The following is a 15983-nucleotide window of genomic DNA, read 5'->3' as shown; positions in this document are numbered from 1 at the left end:
CACTTACTCTGCAGCGACCCGCGCGCCATCCAGCATTTGTTTCAGATACCGCCCGGTATGGCTCCGCTCGACGGCAGACACGTCCTCGGGTGTTCCGGTTGCCACAATCTCACCACCTCCATCGCCACCCTCAGGGCCAATATCAATGATATGGTCGGCCGTTTTCACCACATCGAGATTGTGCTCAATCACGACGACCGTATTTCCCTGATCAACCAGTTCATGCAGCACTTCCAACAACTTACGAACATCTTCGAAATGGAGTCCGGTAGTCGGTTCGTCCAGAATATACAACGTGCGGCCGGTCGATCGTTTGGACAATTCCTTTGACAGCTTCACGCGCTGCGCTTCACCGCCCGAAAGCGTTGTCGCCTGCTGCCCGACCTTGATATAGCCAAGCCCGACCCGCGCCAGCGCATCCATCTTGTCTCGGATCGACGGCACGGCCTTAAAGAACTCCTGCGCGTCTTCGACAGTCATATCAAGGACATCAGCAATGGATTTGCCCTTGAATTTGATCTCAAGGGTCTCGCGGTTGTACCGCGCGCCTTTACAGGTCTCGCAGGTGACGTAGACGTCGGGTAAAAAGTGCATTTCGATCTTGATGACACCGTCACCCTGACACGCCTCGCACCGGCCGCCCTTGACGTTAAAGCTGAACCGCCCTGGTTTGTAACCTCGCGCCTTGGCCTCGGGCAGGCCCGCGAACCAGTCGCGGATCGGGGTGAAAGCCCCGGTGTAAGTCGCGGGGTTCGAACGTGGAGTTCGCCCGATGGGGCGCTGGTCAATGTCGATAACTTTGTCCAGGTGCTCCAACCCTTTGATCGTTTCGCAGGGTGCCGGAGTCTGGCGTGCACCGTTAAGACGCATCGAAGCGGTTTTGAACAAAGTTTCAATCGTCAGGGTCGACTTGCCCCCGCCGGAGACTCCGGTGACGCAGACAAACTTGCCCAGCGGAAACTCCGCCGTTACCTTTTTCAGGTTATTCCCGGTCGCTTTGACGACCGTTACCTTCTTTTTGTTGCCCTTCCGGCGTTCCGAAGGGACCGAGATTTCACGTGTGCCCGCCAGATACTGCCCGGTCATTGAGGCCGCGTCCGATGCGATCTGGTCAGGTGTTCCCTTACTGACAACCTGACCGCCATGCACACCGGCCCCCGGCCCAATGTCAAAGACATAATCCGCCTCGCGGATCGCTTCCTCGTCGTGTTCGACGACGATCACCGTGTTGCCCTGATCGCGCAGGTTCTTGAGTGTCCCAAGAAGGCGGTCATTGTCCCGCTGATGCAGTCCGATCGAAGGTTCGTCGAGGACATACAAGACCCCGGTCAGACCCGACCCGATCTGGCTGGCCAAACGAATACGCTGACTTTCGCCACCAGACAGCGTACCACTCGAACGCGACAACGTAAGGTATTCCAAACCAACGTTATTCAGGAATCCCAGCCGCTCACGTATTTCCTTGAGAATGGCGCGGGCGATTTCGTTCTTCTGAACGCTCAGATGGTTTGGGGCCTCTTCAATCCAGGTCAGAGCCTCGCGGATCGACATCTGCACTACCTGACCGACATGCAGACCTGCAATTTTGACGGCCAAGGCCTCGGGCCGCAGGCGATAGCCTTCACATGCGCCACATGGGCGGTTGTTCTGATACCGCTCGAACTCCTCACGAATCCACGCGCTGTCAGTCTCGCGATAGCGGCGTTCCATGTTCGGAATCACGCCTTCAAAGCTGCGGGTTACCTGATAGACTCGACCGCCCTCGTCATAGCGGAACTGGATTTCTTCCTCGCCGGAACCGCGCAGGAACACTTGCTGCACCTTCGGCGGCAGGTCTTTCCACGGCGTGTTCTTATCAAATTCATAATGCCGCGCGATCGCTTCGATTGTTTGCAGGAAGTACGGCGACTTTCCCTTACGCCAGGGTGCCAATGCACCGTCGTACAGTTTCAGGGTTTGATCCGGCACCACAAGGCGCTCGTCAAAGAACAGCTCGACCCCAAGACCATCACAATCCGGACACGCGCCGAACGGAGCGTTGAACGAAAATAAACGGGGTTCAATTTCAGGAATCGTGAAGCCGCTAACCGGGCAGGCAAAATTCTCGCTGAACGTAATCCGCTCTGGGTCACCGTCGCGCGGCGCAGTTTCCAGAATGGCGATACCGTCTGCCAAATCCAGCGCGGTACGCAAGCTGTCGGCCAGCCGCGTTTCCATACCTTCGCGAACGACAAGGCGATCTACGACCACATCAATGTCATGGCGGAACTTCTTGTCCAACGTGGGCGGTTCGTCCAGCTCGTAGAATTCGCCATCTACTTTGACGCGCTGAAAGCCCTGTTTGCGCAGTTCCAGAAACTCTTTTTTGTATTCGCCTTTGCGGTCACGCACGATTGGGGCCAGCAGGTATCCACGCGTCCCCTCCTCCATCGTCATAATGCGGTCGACCATGTCCTGAACCTGCTGGGCCTCAATTGGCTGACCGGTGGCCGGGCTGTACGGTGTTCCCGCGCGGGCAAACAGAAGGCGCAGGTAGTCGTAGATCTCGGTGACAGTTCCAACAGTAGAACGCGGGTTCTTGGACGTCGTCTTCTGTTCGATAGAAATGGCGGGCGACAGGCCGCTGATGTGGTCCACATCAGGCTTTTCCATCATATCCAGAAACTGCCGCGCATAGGCCGACAGGCTCTCAACGTAGCGGCGCTGCCCTTCGGCATAGATCGTATCAAAGGCCAGCGAGGATTTGCCCGAACCAGACAACCCGGTGATCACCACCAGCTGATCCCGTGGGATATCGACGTCGATCCCTTTGAGATTATGCTCGCGCGCGCCGCGCACCTCGATATTCTTCAGCTCAGCCATTCTGGCCCCCAACAAACACGTCCCTCAGAGATAGGCGAGCCGGGCTGAGTCTCCAACAGAAAAGTTAGAACAAAGTGTGAACGAACCGATTATTGCCGACACATCCTGACATCAGGCACAACTGCACGGCTAGACACACTCAATTTGCGCATAAATAGGTAAGATCGAAGGAAAATGGCGCGGTTGACGGGGCTCGAACCCGCGACCCCCGGCGTGACAGGCCGGTACTCTAACCAACTGAGCTACAACCGCGCATCTATTTTCGTGATCCCTTAACCCGGATCCAGGCTGACAGCAGTGGCGCGGTTGACGGGGCTCGAACCCGCGACCCCCGGCGTGACAGGCCGGTACTCTAACCAACTGAGCTACAACCGCCCGCTGTCTGTTCATCGCTGAACGTTTGGGTGTATTATGGCTACGCCCCGACATCGTCAAGCGGCGTTTTGAAGTTTTTTCAAAGAACCTGATTTTTTCCGAATGGGCCACCGGCCCGCCGCCCTAAAGCACTGGCTATTTTCAGATGATGATCGATTTCAGTCCCGGACATCTTGCGAAGCAATCCGAGTCGCTGTATCAGCCCCTCTCACGGGTGATTAGCTCAGTGGTAGAGCGCTTCGTTCACATCGAAGATGTCAGGAGTTCAAATCTCTTATCACCCACCATTCCCCTACTGAGAATCGACGCCCTCTAAACGCTTGAAATTACAAGGCTTGCCAGCCCGTAATCCAACTGCGTATCGTTCCTACATCTGCCGTGTGATCAATCGGCGCTGTTGCACGGGGTTTCGCATGGCCAAATTGAAGCGGGATATCGGCCTTGTTGGCCTGACCTTCATTTCGGTCGGCGGTATCATCGGTTCGGGCTGGCTGTTTGGCCCCCTTCTTGCGGTTCAACACGCAGGACCTGCAGCAATTCTGTCGTGGATCATTGGCGCGGTCGCGATGTTCATCCTTGCGATAACTTTCGCCGAGATCTCGGCCATGTTGCCAATTCCCGGTGGGATCGCGCGTGTCCCCCAGTTCTCGCACGGTAACATCGTTTCTATGGCTATGGGTTGGACCGCGTGGATTGGGTACAACACCACTGCCCCGATCGAAGTTGAGGCGATGTTGAAGTACCTCGCGCCTTACGCGCCGTGGCTGCACACAGCCGATACCGGCGATTTGACAGGCGCAGGCGTCACAGTGGCCCTGTTCTTCATGCTGCTATTCGTTGTCATCAACGCGTTGGGGGTCAAATTCTTCACGCAGGTCAACGCAACCCTGACATGGGCCAAAATCGGCATCCCTATCGTGCTGTCGGGCCTGCTGATCGCAAGTCGGTTTGACACCGCAAACTTTGCCCAACCAGGCGGTTTTGCGCCCTACGGGCTACACGGCATCATGGCGGCCGTTTCGACCGGAGGGGTCATCTTTTCCTTTATCGGCTTTCGCCATGTGGTCGATATGGCCGGCGAAGTCCGGAATCCCAAAGTAGCCATTCCGGCCGCTCTGGTGCTGTCCATTATTCTGTGCGCGGCCATCTATGTCGGATTGCAAATCGCGTTTATTGGCGCGCTTGACCCAGCGATGGTGAAGAGCGGCTGGGCAAACCTGAGTTTCGGCGGTCAGGGGCCATTGGACGGCGTCATCCTGTCAGTTGGAATTGTCTGGTTCCTGAGCTTTTTGAACATCGGCTCGGTCATCGGGCCTTTCGGCAACGGGTTGGTGTCTACCGGCTCGAACGCTCGGATCGCGCTGGCCTTGTCACAGAACGGGTTCCTGCCAAAGCGTCTGCAGATACTATCCTCATTCGGGGTGCCCTTATGGGCGTTGGCGCTGAACTTTCTGATCGGAATACTGTTCCTGCTGACGGTCCCCTTCACAACCGTCATCGCCCTGAATGGCGCCGCGATCGTCATGTCGTTTGCAGTTGGCCCCATCGCGGTCGTGTGTCTTCGTCAATTGATGCCGGACCATCCAAGATCGATCCGCATCCCTGCCGTAAAACTTGTCGCCATGACCGCTTTCGCCATCGCAACCCTGATCGTTTACTGGAGCGGTTGGGACACGGTCTGGAGGTTGGGGATTGCTCTGGCCGTTGGGATGGCTCTGCTCTTGGTGCGTTTCCACAGCCGGCTGGACGAAATGGACGTGACCGAGGCCTTGTGGCTGGTTCCTTACTTCGCCGGGATCGGTCTGATCTCGTTTCTCGGACAATTCGGGGAAGGAGCGCAAAAGCAGATCCCGTTTGGTTGGGACATAGCGTTATGCGTTCTCTTTTCGGCAGTCATTTTCGGCCTTGCGGTCCGGTCATCGCTTTCTGCTAAAAAGTTCCAAACTTACATCTCAGAGGAAGAGGTTTTGAACCCGAAGAAGCCCGTTATCGGCTTTTGAATACGAAAAGGCGGGGAAAACCCCGCCTTTTGTCATTCTATTCAGCTTAACTTAGTGCGTCGTGGCTGATGGGCCTGAACTTTTGGCGGCCTTCGCAGCGGCTGCGGCAGCCTCTTCGGCGGCCTCATCCCACTCAATGGCTTCCGGTTCCCGCACCAACGCCTCTTTGAGGACCTCGGAGACGTGCTTGACCGGGATGATCTTCAACCCTTCCTTCACGTTATCCGGGATTTCGGCCAGATCCTTTTCGTTCTCTTCCGGGATCAGAACAGTCTTGATTCCGCCTCGCAGGGCCGCCAGCAGTTTCTCTTTCAAACCACCAATTGGCATTGCGTTACCACGCAACGAAACCTCACCCGTCATGGCTATATCCTTGCGCACCGGAATGCCCGTCAGCACGGACACGATCGAGGTCACCATTGCCAGACCAGCACTCGGGCCGTCTTTGGGCGTCGCCCCATCCGGCACGTGGACGTGGATATCCAGCGAGTCGAATTTCGGCGGCTTCACCCCGATCTGAGGCGAGATTGACCGCACATAGGACGAGGCCGCATCGATGGATTCCTTCATCACATCGCCTAGCTTACCGGTGGTCTTCATCCGACCCTTACCCGGCAGTTTCAGCGCCTCGATATGCAGCAGGTCGCCACCCACTGAGGTCCAAGCCAAGCCGGTGACAACGCCGACCTGATCGTCCTGTTCGGCCAGCCCATAGCGGAATTTTGGCACACCCAGGAATTCATCCAGGTTGCCAGGCGTCACAGTGACCTCTTCCGCCTCTTTCTTGATGATCTTAGTCAGCGATTTACGCGCCACCTTGGCGATTTCACGTTCAAGGTTCCGCACTCCGGCTTCACGGGTGTAAGTGCGGATGATCTTCTGCAGCGCCTCATCGGTCAGTTCAAACTCCTTGGCCTTCAGACCATGGTTCTTGACCTGCTTGCTGATCAGGTGCTGCTTGGCGATCTCGCTCTTTTCCTCTTCGGTGTAGCCGGCCAGCGGGATGATCTCCATCCGGTCCAGCAGAGGCCCAGGCATGTTGTAGCTGTTCGACGTGGTCAGGAACATTACGTTCGACAGGTCGTATTCGACCTCCAAGTAGTGATCCATAAACGTGCTGTTCTGTTCCGGGTCCAATACTTCGAGCATTGCCGAGGCCGGGTCCCCACGGAAGTCCTGACCCATCTTGTCGATCTCATCGAGCAGAATGAGCGGGTTCGTGGTCTTCGCCTTTTTCAGCGCCTGGATGATCTTGCCCGGCATCGAACCGATATAGGTCCGACGGTGCCCCCGAATTTCAGATTCGTCACGCACACCACCCAACGAGATGCGAATGAACTCGCGCCCCGTGGCTTTGGCAACCGATTTACCCAAGCTGGTTTTACCCACACCCGGAGGGCCAACAAGGCACATGATCGGGCCTTTCAGCTTTTTCGAACGCTGCTGCACCGCCAGATATTCAACGATCCGCTCTTTGACTTTCTCAAGCCCATAGTGATCGGCATCCAGAATATCCTGCGCACGACCCAAATCTTTTTTGACACGCGATTTCGTACCCCAAGGTAGGGCCAGAATCCAATCCAGATAGTTGCGCACAACGGTCGCTTCGGCGGACATCGGGCTCATGTTGCGCAGCTTCTTCAGCTCGCCTTCGGCCTTTTCGCGCGCCTCTTTCGACAGCTTGGTCTCTTCGATCTTGGCTTCCAGCTCGGCGACTTCGTTGCCGCCGTCTTCACCATCTCCAAGCTCCTTCTGAATGGCTTTCATTTGCTCATTCAAATAGTACTCGCGCTGCGTCTTCTCCATTTGAGTTTTCACGCGCGTCTTGATCTTCTTCTCGACCTGCAGAACCGACATTTCGCCTTGCATCAGGCCATAGACCTTCTCAAGCCGTTCGCTGACGCTGAGGGTTTCCAGCAGCTCCTGCTTTTGCTCGACCTCGATACCCAGATGGCCCGACACAAGGTCGGCCAGCTTGGCTGGTTCGGCGGTGTCGCCCACGGCGGTCAAGGCCTCTTCGGGGATGTTCTTGCGTACTTTGGCATAACGCTCGAACTCGTCCGCGACGGTGCGCAGCAATGCCTCGGTCGTGGTCACGTCACCCGGAATCTCGGTCAGGTACTCGGCGCGGGCCTCAAAGAATTCTTCGTTTTCAAGGAATTCCGTGATTTTCACACGCGCCTGGCCTTCGACCAGCACCTTTACGGTACCGTCCGGCAATTTCAGCAGCTGCAATACATTGGCCAGCACGCCCGACCGATAGATTCCGTCCTCAGTAGGATCATCGTCGCTCGGGTCGATCTGGCTGGACAACAGAATTTGCTTGTCGTCCTGCATCACTTCTTCCAGCGCGCGGACGGATTTTTCCCGTCCGACGAACAACGGCACGATCATATGCGGGAAAACCACGATATCGCGCAGCGGCAGCACTGGGTACGAGGAATTCAGGGGCTCTTGCATGCTCAATCCTTATCATTGGCAAGACGGCTCTGGTCCCTCATCGAGGCAACGCCCGGCCGTCTCCTGTCTTGGACGATAAAGGTGGGGCTGTATGCGCCCTGTTTCAACCTTACCGCCATTTCTCGGGGTGAGAATGACCTGACGTGTTCAGGACTGCAAGGCACCTGATGGACTATTCGGCGATTTTGACCATCAAAACGCGATGTGCCTATCAAACAGGCTCTATATCGCCCTGCGCTCGTTGCGCATGGAATTCGACCTGCCACGCATCGAAGGTTCCGGCGGCGATCGCGTCCCGCATACCCTGCATGATCTCTTGGAAATAGTGCAGATTGTGCCAGGTCAGCAGCATGCCCGAGATCATCTCGTTCGAGCGGAATACGTGGTGAAGATAGGCACGGGAATAGTTTGAACAGGCCGGACAGGTGCAATGTTCATCCAACGGACGCGGATCATCGGCATGGCGGGCATTCTTGATGTTCACCACGCCGTAACGGGTGAAAACCTGCCCAGTGCGCCCGGACCGAGACGGCAACACGCAGTCCATCATATCAATGCCTCGTGCGACGGCGCCGACAATATCGTCAGGTTTTCCGACACCCATAAGATAACGAGGTTTGTCGACAGGCAGCATGTCTGGCGCAAAGTCCAGCACGTCGAACATCGCTTCCTGCCCTTCGCCCACTGCAAGACCGCCGACGGCATAACCTTCGAAACCAATCTCTGTCAGCGCCTCGGCTGATTCCTCTCGGAAATCCTTTTCCAGCCCACCCTGCTGGATACCAAACAGGGCATGGCCGGGACGATCCCCAAAGGCGTCGCGCGACCGCTGCGCCCACCGCATCGAAAGGCGCATCGAGTCTGCAATTCGATCCCGGTCCGCAGGCAGCGCCGGGCATTCATCGAAGCACATCACGATGTCAGAGCCCAACAGGCGTTGAATCTCCATCGACCGTTCGGGCGTCAGTTCGTGGCGTGATCCGTCGATATGAGATTTGAAGGTCACGCCCTTTTCGGTCAGTTTGCGCAACCCGGCCAGCGACATGACCTGAAACCCTCCGGAATCCGTCAAAATCGGGCGGTCCCAGTTCATGAACTTGTGCAACCCGCCCAGACGATCGATCCGTTCAGCGGTCGGGCGCAGCATCAGGTGATACGTATTCCCCAGTAGAATGTCCGCCCCTGTGGCGCGTACACTTTCCGGCATCATCGCTTTGACCGTCGCCGCCGTACCAACAGGCATGAATGCAGGCGTGCGCACTTCACCGCGCGGAGTGTGGATGACTCCGGTGCGGGCCTTTCCGTCTGTGGCCTTCAGGTCAAATGAGAAACGGTCTGTCATGTGAATGCCTCAGGGTCGCTGAACCGGGCAGCAATTGCCCGATCTTCGCATGTATTGCAAGACGTCAGGGCAGTGACGCGACGCGGTCCGTGAACAGGTTGACGACCCCTGCCCCGTTCACATCCCGGCAAACACGCACCGCCGGCCTGTTCGCATCTGGTCGGGTCGCCCCGAACTGCGCACCATCCGCCACCACACGCAGCCCGGTTTCGACCATCTCGAACATGGGTTCATGCGTACAGGCAATCACCGCTGTCGAATCGTGAAGGCCGCATCCCTCTAACCCGCCGATATCCCTGTAGAACTTCAGATAGAACTTCGAGATATCGCGCAGGAACCCGCCCATTTCTGCAGACCGTGCGGCCAGCGCCTCGAAGTCTGCGGTCTCGTACAAAGTCTTCAGCGTGACATCCAAACCAACCAGAACGGTGTCGGGCGGCGACGCAAACACAGCATCCGCGGCGTGCACGTCATGATAGATGTTGGCCTCGGCATGTTCTGTAATGTTTCCGGGGCTAAAGACGGCACCGCCCATGATCACGAGCCGCTTGATATTGCTGGAAAACTCGGGGTCCAGCTGCATGGCGTCAGCAATATTGGTCAGCGGGCCGACGGCACAGACGACCAGCTCACCCTTATGTTCGCGCGCTCGATCCACAAGGAATTCGGCTGCTGTTAATGAGTGGTTTGACCCAATTTGGGGAATCTCGGTTACGTCGCCGAACCCTTCGGGTCCGTGCACATGTTCGGAAGGAGTGTGGGCGTCGGTGCCACGCGCAAAAGGTGCGCCTTCAGCGACCGGAGCGTCAATCCCCAGTTTATGCAGCAAGAACCGCGCGTTGCGGCTGGATTGGTGCACATGGGTATTGCCGAAAACGGTGGTCAGGCCGATCAGGTCGATTTCAGGTGCAGCGGCGGCATAGGCAATGGCCATCGCATCGTCGATGCCCGGATCTGTATCAATTATCAGTTTCATCTCTGCCCGATAGCGCAATCAGCGCAGGATGCAAAGCAGTCACATTCTAAATTTTCCGGGCGACATTCCTGTTTTCAGAGATTTGCATCCAATGACATACCCGCCATACCAGAGTTGAAATCGGGCGAGTCAATCCCCAAGTGTATACCATAGTACACAATAATACAGAGGACAGTTATGACCGAAGACCAGATCATTGGCCTACTAACATCGAACATTATTTACCTGCTTGCGGCGGCCCTGATTGTCGTCGTTATTCTCAAAGGCATCAAAATCGTGCCTCAATCCGAAAAATACGTGGTTGAGCGCTTTGGCCGCCTGCACTCGGTGCTTGGCCCCGGCATCAACTTTATCGTTCCTTTTCTCGATGTTGCACGTCACAAGATATCCATTCTTGAACGCCAGCTGCCGAATGCGACACAGGACGCAATCACCAAGGACAACGTTCTGGTTCAGATTGATACGTCGGTGTTCTATCGCATTCTTGAGCCGGAAAAGACCGTTTACCGGATTCGCGACGTTGATGGCGCGATTGCAACGACCGTCGCAGGTATCGTTCGGGCCGAGATCGGTAAGATGGATCTGGATGAGGTGCAGTCCAATCGTGCGCAACTGATTGAACGCATTCAGGAAAGCGTCGAGACCGCCGTTGATGACTGGGGCATCGAAGTGACCCGCGCCGAGATTCTGGATGTGAACCTCGATCAGGCCACCCGCGATGCGATGTTGCAGCAGTTGAATGCAGAGCGTGCCCGTCGTGCGCAGGTGACCGAGGCCGAAGGTCAGAAACGCTCAGTCGAGTTGCAAGCCGACGCAGAGTTGTACGCCGCCGAGCAGACCGCTAAAGCCCGTCGCATTCAGGCCGAGGCCGAAGCCTATGCAACCGGTGTGGTCGCCAAGGCCATTCAGGACAATGGTATCGAGGCCGCCCAGTATCAGGTAGCATTGAAGCAAGTCGAAGCCCTGAATGCGCTGGGCAATGGCACGGGTTCGCAAACCATCGTGGTCCCGGCAAATGCGCTGGAGGCCTTCGGCGATGCCTTTAAGATGCTGAAAGGAGGCAAGTAATGGCTGATCCCTTCTGGCTGACATGGTGGCTCTGGCTTGCCGGGGCGCTCGCTCTGGGCATTCTTGAGATCGTCTTGCCGGGGTTCATCTTTCTTGGCTTTGCGATTGGTGCGGCAGTAACGGGGATTTTGCTTGCGATCCCCGGAATTGCCCCGGGCCTGCCGGTTCTGCTGTTGATCTTTGCGGCCCTTTCGCTGGCTTCGTGGCTGATTTTGCGGCGCATGTTTGCCCTACCCCACGGGCAGGTGAAAACCTTCCGCCACGATATCAACGAGTGATCCAAATCGACGCAGCGTCCGTGGACCGCACGGCACTACTGGACGCTGCCCCAGCCTTTCCCTATATAATTTCTCAGGTAACATCCCCGAGGCATGAATGACGCATCCTAGTGAACAGTTCGAAGGTACGCCGCTGATTGCGCCTTCGACCATCGATCATCCACTTTATGAATCCGTGGTCGAAGCTTGCAGGACCGTCTTCGACCCCGAGATCCCGGTGAATATCTATGACCTGGGCTTGATTTACACGATCGACATCACCAAGGAAAACGCGGTCAAGGTCATCATGACACTGACGGCGCCCGGCTGCCCTGTTGCCGGCGAGATGCCGGGGTGGATCGTCGAAGCAATCGAACCTGTCGCTGGCGTCAAAGAAGTTGACGTAGAACTGATATGGGAACCCCCGTGGGGCATGGAGATGATGTCTGACGAAGCACGTCTCGAACTGGGTTTTATGTAATACGACGTTCTGGTCCTCTGATTGGGCCGCTGAACTATTAAAAAGGCTGCCCTGAACTCGGGGCAGCCTTTTCGCGTTAAAGGGCACATACGGCCTATTTGATATTGCAAGTCGTCTTTATCTCGTCCGCGCGTTGATCCAGTTCCTTGACGTAGTCGCCATTCAACATGCTGAGCCTTTTCTTCTCGGTTCCCGTAGCCAGGCCCAACAATGCACCTGCCGGAGTAATCGCAAAGATACTCTCGGCCTGTTGGTCCTCTGCATGCTTTTTTTCGGCCGCAATGGCCCGAAGATCACCCTCGGCTGTCGCGCAGTTTACCGGGTGCCGGGCGTCATCCGTTGCTGCATGCGCCATTCCTGTCGTCATAATGGCTGCAACAACAGCATTCATCATATTGAATTTATTATGAAAATCCCATATTTTCACCATCTTTGTTCGCCCCTTGCGTAAATGTCTTGTCACAACTTGCAGGCTAAGGTGAAGACCGGGAGTGACGCAAGTTTGCATTGGGCACTGGTCGTCTGGTTGCGTCACCTCCGGTAAAAGTTAGGTCAGCAGGCCTGCTATGTCTTGAGCCTGGCGCCTGCCGGCCCTAGATTGGGGTAACGTAGCGCAACGGAGACCACCATGTTTGGCATTCCCGGCAAGCAGGCCGTGACCATGACGCCCAAAGCGGCCGAGCAAATCGCGCGCCTGATGGCGTCTGGCGGTCATACCGGTCTTCGTATCGGCGTCAAAAAAGGTGGCTGCGCAGGCATGGAATACACCATGGACTACGTGGATGAGGCCGATGCCAACGACGAAGTGGTCGAGCAGGACGGCGCGCGTATCATGATCGCTCCGATGGCGCAAATGTTCTTGTTTGGAACCGAAATCGACTATGAGGTTTCGTTGTTGGAGTCAGGTTTCAAGTTCCGCAATCCAAATGTTGTGGACGCATGTGGATGTGGCGAATCCATCAAGTTTGATGAGACGCTTTCCCCGCAAAACTAAGTCGTCTGAAGGTGCACGTAGGTTTCATTGTACCGCTGTGTCAGGTGATCGCCGGCGCTTATTGTTTTGTCGGAATTCGGCGGGGCAACATTGGTGTCATAGGATGGGTTGAAGAACAGCGGGACTGAAACACGTTCCTGCACCCCACCAACGACACGGTGCTCGGTAGCTTTGACTTTCCCGGCTGTCCAGAATTCCAGCATCTCGCCAAAGTTAATGATGAATGTACCCGGCGTGGCCGAGACCGGCTGCCAGCTATCATCCGGCATGCGAACCTCAAGCCCGGACACTCCGTCTGTCGCCAACAGAGTCAGGCACCCATAGTCCGAGTGCGCCCCAATGCCAAAATCCCGATCACCCGCCCATGTCGGGCGTTCGGGGTAATAGTTCCCGCGCAAAAGGGCCATCGGCGTATCAAAGGCGCGATCAAAGCTTGTTTCATCCCGGCCCAAAGCAACGGCAATAGCCCGAAGAACCCGCATCGCCACCGCACAGGCATCGGTGTAGTAAACCCGGATAACATTCTGGAATTCTGCGGGATTCTCTGGCCATAGATTCGGCGCATACACGCTCAGCCCCTTTTTGGCATAAGAATTTCCCGCAGGCAGTTCATACCCGCAATCGAACACTTCCTTGAAATCCGGATTGGCCTTGGGGTCGACCTGTTCGGATCGCGGCGCGCCCCACCCCCGGTTTGAACCGGTCTTCGCCATATCAACGACCTTTTTCTGGTCGACAGGTAAATGGAAAAAGGCCCGATACATCTCGATCACGCTACGGACTTGATCGGCATGTAACCCGGTATTCGACACGGTCAAAAACCCGACTTCACCAACGGCATGCAGCAGCTTGGCAAGCTCTGAATCGTCACGTTTGTCCAGTTTTTTCAGGTCCAGATCGTCGATCATACTGCCCCCTCGCTTTTGACGCGGAACCTGCCCTTGTGGCCAGACCTTTGCAACCGGAATTGTCAGACCCGGCTGGTGGTGCTATCCGGTGACGAAACAACGACTTATCTTGGGGGATGCGTTATGCGACGCAAGTTGGCAGCTGGAAACTGGAAAATGAACGGGACTGCGTCGGAATTGCCCGAACTTCAGTCGCTGGCAACATCGTTTCCAAACGCATCCGTAGATGTCCTGATTTGTCCCCCCGCAACTTTGCTGCATCGCGCGGCTAAGACGGTGAAAGACACTCAGATTACAGTCGGAGGCCAGGATTGCCACGCAGCCGAGTCCGGCGCCCATACTGGCGATATCAGCGCTCAGATGCTGATGGATGCAGGCGCAAGCGCTGTCATTCTGGGTCATTCTGAACGGCGCGAGGATCACGGCGAACAGAATGAGGACGTGCGCGCCAAGGCCCGCGCCGCGATGGACGCAGGCCTGAAAGCAATCATTTGTGTCGGCGAAAGTCTGGAACAGCGCGAAGCTGCAAACACGCTGGACATCATTGGCGGTCAATTGTCCGGCTCGATCCCCGACCAATCGACCGGTGAAAACCTGATCGTCGCCTACGAGCCAATCTGGGCCATCGGCACCGGCAAGGTCCCCACCCTGAATGAGATCGGAGAAGTGCACGACTTCATCCGCAACCGGCTGGAACGTCGATTTGGCGAAGGCGTTGGCCGCTCGGTCCGCCTGCTGTACGGCGGCTCTGTGAAGCCCAGCAATGCATCCGACATCTTTGCTGTTTCAAACGTGGACGGCGCGTTGGTAGGCGGTGCAAGCCTGAAGGCAGAGGACTTCTCAGGCATTATCGACGCCCTGCAGAAAGCCTGAGGTCAGGCCAGTTTCATCGTCACCAGCCCAGCCACGATCAAGGCCGCCGCGATCAGGCGGGGCGCGGTTATGGCCTCACCCAAAAACATCACACCAACCATGAAGGCTCCGACGGCGCCGATGCCGGTCCAGATCGTATAGGCCGTGCCCAATGGCAGATCCCGCATCGCCAGCGCCAGCAGGCCGAATGACCCGATCATCGACACGCCCATCACGGCGGTGGGCCAAAGGCGCGAAAATCCGGCAGATTGCTTCATGGCAACCGCCCAAACAATTTCCAACAGACCGGCAAACAACAAGAATATCCAGTGCATAAGGACACCTCATATCTGTTCGGGTCGTCCCGAATGATCAGCCAATATGGCGAGGTCGTCCTCTTGCCCGTACATAAATCCTCTTGACCGATATTCAAGAGGATGCGAGGTCCGGATCGCACAGGCAGAGCAGCTAGAAACGGCCGTTAAGCATGTATTCCATGACCTGCCCTGAAAAGAGCTTGCTTAGGTAAGGAACAAGAATGACTAATGCCGACCTGAAAGCACCCAAGACCTGCATAATCTGTATGAAATGGGGGGATGCGTTCGGCCCCGACTATGTCAATTTGCTGTATGCGGCCGTCAAAGACCACATGGCGCTGGATCACGATTTCATCTGTATCACGGACAATGCCGAGGGACTGAATCCGGGTGTCAAAGTCGCCCCACTTGCGTTCCCACAGCTGGACAGGAATCTGTGGGTTCATGGCAAATGGCCCAAGCTGTTGATGTTTGACCGGAAGATCGTAGGCGATTATGACGCGGCACTGTTTCTTGATCTGGATCTCGTGGTCACCGGCCAGTTGGACCCGCTGTTAACGATCATGCTTGAAAGAGGTGGTCTGTACCTGATGCCCAAATTCCGTGGGTTTGTTTGGCGCATGATCCCGGCAGTAATCTGGGATCAGATTCCGTGGTTCATGAACAAGGTTACGCGGGGCAATTCCTCGATCGTCGGTTACGTCCCGTCCGAGCAGTTTCACCTATATGATGACTTTGACGGGGCAAGGGATCTGCCGAAATACGAGAACGACCAGAACTATATCTCGGCTCTGGCCACGGATCGGAAATGCTATCCCAAGAACTGGTGCATCGGGATTATCCATCTGGTTTATTACTGGCCGTTTGGCCTGATCTTCAAGAAATACAAAAAGCGCCCAAAGAGGCCCAAGATCGTGATCTTCAATGGTCGCCCGAACCCGAATGAATTGCTGGATGACAGCATCGGCTACTGGGGTTCGCGCCGTCGCCGCGCCTATGGTGGGATCGAATGGGTCGCCGATTACCTCAAGAAATACGGCACATAAAAAAGGCCGGGTCTGGCAAAGACCCGGCCTTTCTTGTCGCGGGTA

At 56.2% G+C, this 15983-nt stretch carries 14 protein-coding genes and 3 tRNA genes; 8 read left to right on the top strand and 9 right to left on the bottom strand.

What is annotated here, in order from left to right; all coding sequences use genetic code 11:
• Positions 1-3: 3 nt before the first annotated feature.
• The 3 genes from uvrA to GOW16_RS07875 all read right to left on the bottom strand — a co-directional run bounded on the left by uvrA (position 4) and on the right by GOW16_RS07875 (position 3237).
• Complete coding sequence (gene uvrA / locus GOW16_RS07885) at positions 4-2862, bottom strand: excinuclease ABC subunit UvrA (RefSeq protein ID WP_170412826.1); 2859 nt, start codon at positions 2860-2862, stop codon at positions 4-6.
• Between the two features lie 175 nt (positions 2863-3037).
• A tRNA-Asp gene (locus GOW16_RS07880) sits at positions 3038-3114 on the bottom strand.
• A gap of 46 nt (positions 3115-3160) precedes the next feature.
• Positions 3161-3237 (bottom strand) — tRNA-Asp (locus GOW16_RS07875).
• A gap of 212 nt (positions 3238-3449) precedes the next feature.
• Between GOW16_RS07875 and GOW16_RS07870 the strand changes: the two genes are divergently transcribed.
• Both GOW16_RS07870 and GOW16_RS07865 read left to right on the top strand, forming a co-directional pair.
• A tRNA-Val gene (locus tag GOW16_RS07870) sits at positions 3450-3524 on the top strand.
• Between the two features lie 126 nt (positions 3525-3650).
• Complete coding sequence (locus tag GOW16_RS07865; RefSeq protein WP_170412823.1) at positions 3651-5237, top strand: APC family permease; 1587 nt, start codon at positions 3651-3653, stop codon at positions 5235-5237.
• 51 nt (positions 5238-5288) lie between these two features.
• Here GOW16_RS07865 and lon read toward each other — a convergent pair whose 3' ends face one another.
• The 3 genes from lon to GOW16_RS07850 all read right to left on the bottom strand — a co-directional run bounded on the left by lon (position 5289) and on the right by GOW16_RS07850 (position 10015).
• On the bottom strand, positions 5289-7697 hold the full coding sequence (gene lon / locus GOW16_RS07860) for an endopeptidase La (RefSeq protein WP_170412820.1): 2409 nt from the start codon (positions 7695-7697) through the stop codon (positions 5289-5291).
• Positions 7698-7908: 211 nt separating this feature from the next.
• Complete coding sequence (gene tgt / locus GOW16_RS07855) at positions 7909-9039, bottom strand: tRNA guanosine(34) transglycosylase Tgt (protein WP_170412817.1); 1131 nt, start codon at positions 9037-9039, stop codon at positions 7909-7911.
• 64 nt (positions 9040-9103) lie between these two features.
• Positions 9104-10015 carry a nucleoside hydrolase gene (locus tag GOW16_RS07850; protein WP_170412815.1) on the bottom strand — a complete coding sequence of 304 codons (912 nt, stop codon included), beginning with the start codon at positions 10013-10015 and terminating at the stop codon, positions 9104-9106.
• Between the two features lie 177 nt (positions 10016-10192).
• Here GOW16_RS07850 and GOW16_RS07845 point away from each other — a divergent pair, with 177 nt between their 5' ends.
• The 3 genes from GOW16_RS07845 (at position 10193) to GOW16_RS07835 (ending at position 11821) form a co-directional block, all read left to right on the top strand.
• Positions 10193-11083, top strand: coding sequence for an SPFH domain-containing protein (locus GOW16_RS07845; RefSeq protein WP_170412813.1), 891 nt, complete (start codon positions 10193-10195; stop codon positions 11081-11083).
• Positions 11083-11361 carry an NfeD family protein gene (locus GOW16_RS07840; RefSeq protein WP_170412811.1) on the top strand — a complete coding sequence of 93 codons (279 nt, stop codon included), beginning with the start codon at positions 11083-11085 and terminating at the stop codon, positions 11359-11361. The genes GOW16_RS07845 and GOW16_RS07840 overlap by 1 nt, the downstream gene beginning before the upstream one ends.
• Positions 11362-11458: 97 nt before the next feature.
• Positions 11459-11821, top strand: coding sequence for an SUF system Fe-S cluster assembly protein (locus GOW16_RS07835; RefSeq protein WP_170412809.1), 363 nt, complete (start codon positions 11459-11461; stop codon positions 11819-11821).
• Positions 11822-11915: 94 nt separating this feature from the next.
• On the opposite strand, the gene GOW16_RS07830 is transcribed toward GOW16_RS07835, so the two are convergent.
• A complete protein-coding gene (locus GOW16_RS07830; RefSeq protein ID WP_254429716.1) occupies positions 11916-12176 on the bottom strand; it encodes a hypothetical protein in 261 nt (86 codons plus the stop codon).
• A gap of 273 nt (positions 12177-12449) precedes the next feature.
• On the opposite strand from GOW16_RS07830, the gene GOW16_RS07825 reads away from it, so the two are divergent.
• Entirely contained in the window at positions 12450-12815 is a 366-nt protein-coding gene (locus tag GOW16_RS07825) for a HesB/IscA family protein (protein ID WP_170412805.1), read from the top strand.
• On the opposite strand, the gene GOW16_RS07820 is transcribed toward GOW16_RS07825, so the two are convergent.
• On the bottom strand, positions 12812-13723 hold the full coding sequence (locus GOW16_RS07820; protein ID WP_170412803.1) for an isopenicillin N synthase family dioxygenase: 912 nt from the start codon (positions 13721-13723) through the stop codon (positions 12812-12814). The two genes, GOW16_RS07825 and GOW16_RS07820, sit on opposite strands and share 4 nt — an antisense overlap.
• A gap of 123 nt (positions 13724-13846) precedes the next feature.
• Between GOW16_RS07820 and tpiA the strand changes: the two genes are divergently transcribed.
• Positions 13847-14596, top strand: a complete 750-nt coding sequence (gene tpiA / locus GOW16_RS07815; protein ID WP_170412801.1) for a triose-phosphate isomerase — start codon at positions 13847-13849, stop codon at positions 14594-14596.
• A 2-nt stretch (positions 14597-14598) separates the two neighbouring features.
• Here tpiA and GOW16_RS07810 read toward each other — a convergent pair whose 3' ends face one another.
• A complete protein-coding gene (locus GOW16_RS07810; RefSeq protein ID WP_170412798.1) occupies positions 14599-14910 on the bottom strand; it encodes a DMT family transporter in 312 nt (103 codons plus the stop codon).
• Between the two features lie 203 nt (positions 14911-15113).
• Between GOW16_RS07810 and GOW16_RS07805 the strand changes: the two genes are divergently transcribed.
• A complete protein-coding gene (locus tag GOW16_RS07805) occupies positions 15114-15938 on the top strand; it encodes a hypothetical protein (RefSeq protein WP_170412796.1) in 825 nt (274 codons plus the stop codon).
• The last annotated feature ends 45 nt before the right edge of the window (positions 15939-15983 follow it).

This window comes from Ruegeria atlantica, assembly GCF_013033965.1.
Classification (GTDB): Bacteria; Pseudomonadota; Alphaproteobacteria; order Rhodobacterales; family Rhodobacteraceae; genus Ruegeria; species Ruegeria atlantica_D.
This window is presented reverse-complemented; position numbering and strand designations above follow the sequence as displayed.

Bases quoted from the DNA above. Each gene is read 5' to 3' on its own strand.
- GOW16_RS07830 (WP_254429716.1), bottom strand. From the start codon at position 12,176: ATGGCGCATGCAGCAACGGATGACGCCCGGCACCCGGTAAACTGCGCG.
- lon (WP_170412820.1), bottom strand. From the start codon at position 7,697: ATGCAAGAGCCCCTGAATTCCTCGTACCCAGTGCTGCCGCTGCGCGAT.
- uvrA (WP_170412826.1), bottom strand. From the start codon at position 2,862: ATGGCTGAGCTGAAGAATATCGAGGTGCGCGGCGCGCGCGAGCATAAT.
- GOW16_RS07805 (WP_170412796.1), top strand. From the start codon at position 15,114: ATGACTAATGCCGACCTGAAAGCACCCAAGACCTGCATAATCTGTATG.
- GOW16_RS07865 (WP_170412823.1), top strand. From the start codon at position 3,651: ATGGCCAAATTGAAGCGGGATATCGGCCTTGTTGGCCTGACCTTCATT.
- tgt (WP_170412817.1), bottom strand. From the start codon at position 9,039: ATGACAGACCGTTTCTCATTTGACCTGAAGGCCACAGACGGAAAGGCC.
- GOW16_RS07810 (WP_170412798.1), bottom strand. From the start codon at position 14,910: ATGCACTGGATATTCTTGTTGTTTGCCGGTCTGTTGGAAATTGTTTGG.
- GOW16_RS07840 (WP_170412811.1), top strand. From the start codon at position 11,083: ATGGCTGATCCCTTCTGGCTGACATGGTGGCTCTGGCTTGCCGGGGCG.
- GOW16_RS07845 (WP_170412813.1), top strand. From the start codon at position 10,193: ATGACCGAAGACCAGATCATTGGCCTACTAACATCGAACATTATTTAC.
- GOW16_RS07825 (WP_170412805.1), top strand. From the start codon at position 12,450: ATGTTTGGCATTCCCGGCAAGCAGGCCGTGACCATGACGCCCAAAGCG.
- tpiA (WP_170412801.1), top strand. From the start codon at position 13,847: ATGCGACGCAAGTTGGCAGCTGGAAACTGGAAAATGAACGGGACTGCG.
- GOW16_RS07850 (WP_170412815.1), bottom strand. From the start codon at position 10,015: ATGAAACTGATAATTGATACAGATCCGGGCATCGACGATGCGATGGCC.
- GOW16_RS07820 (WP_170412803.1), bottom strand. From the start codon at position 13,723: ATGATCGACGATCTGGACCTGAAAAAACTGGACAAACGTGACGATTCA.
- GOW16_RS07835 (WP_170412809.1), top strand. From the start codon at position 11,459: ATGACGCATCCTAGTGAACAGTTCGAAGGTACGCCGCTGATTGCGCCT.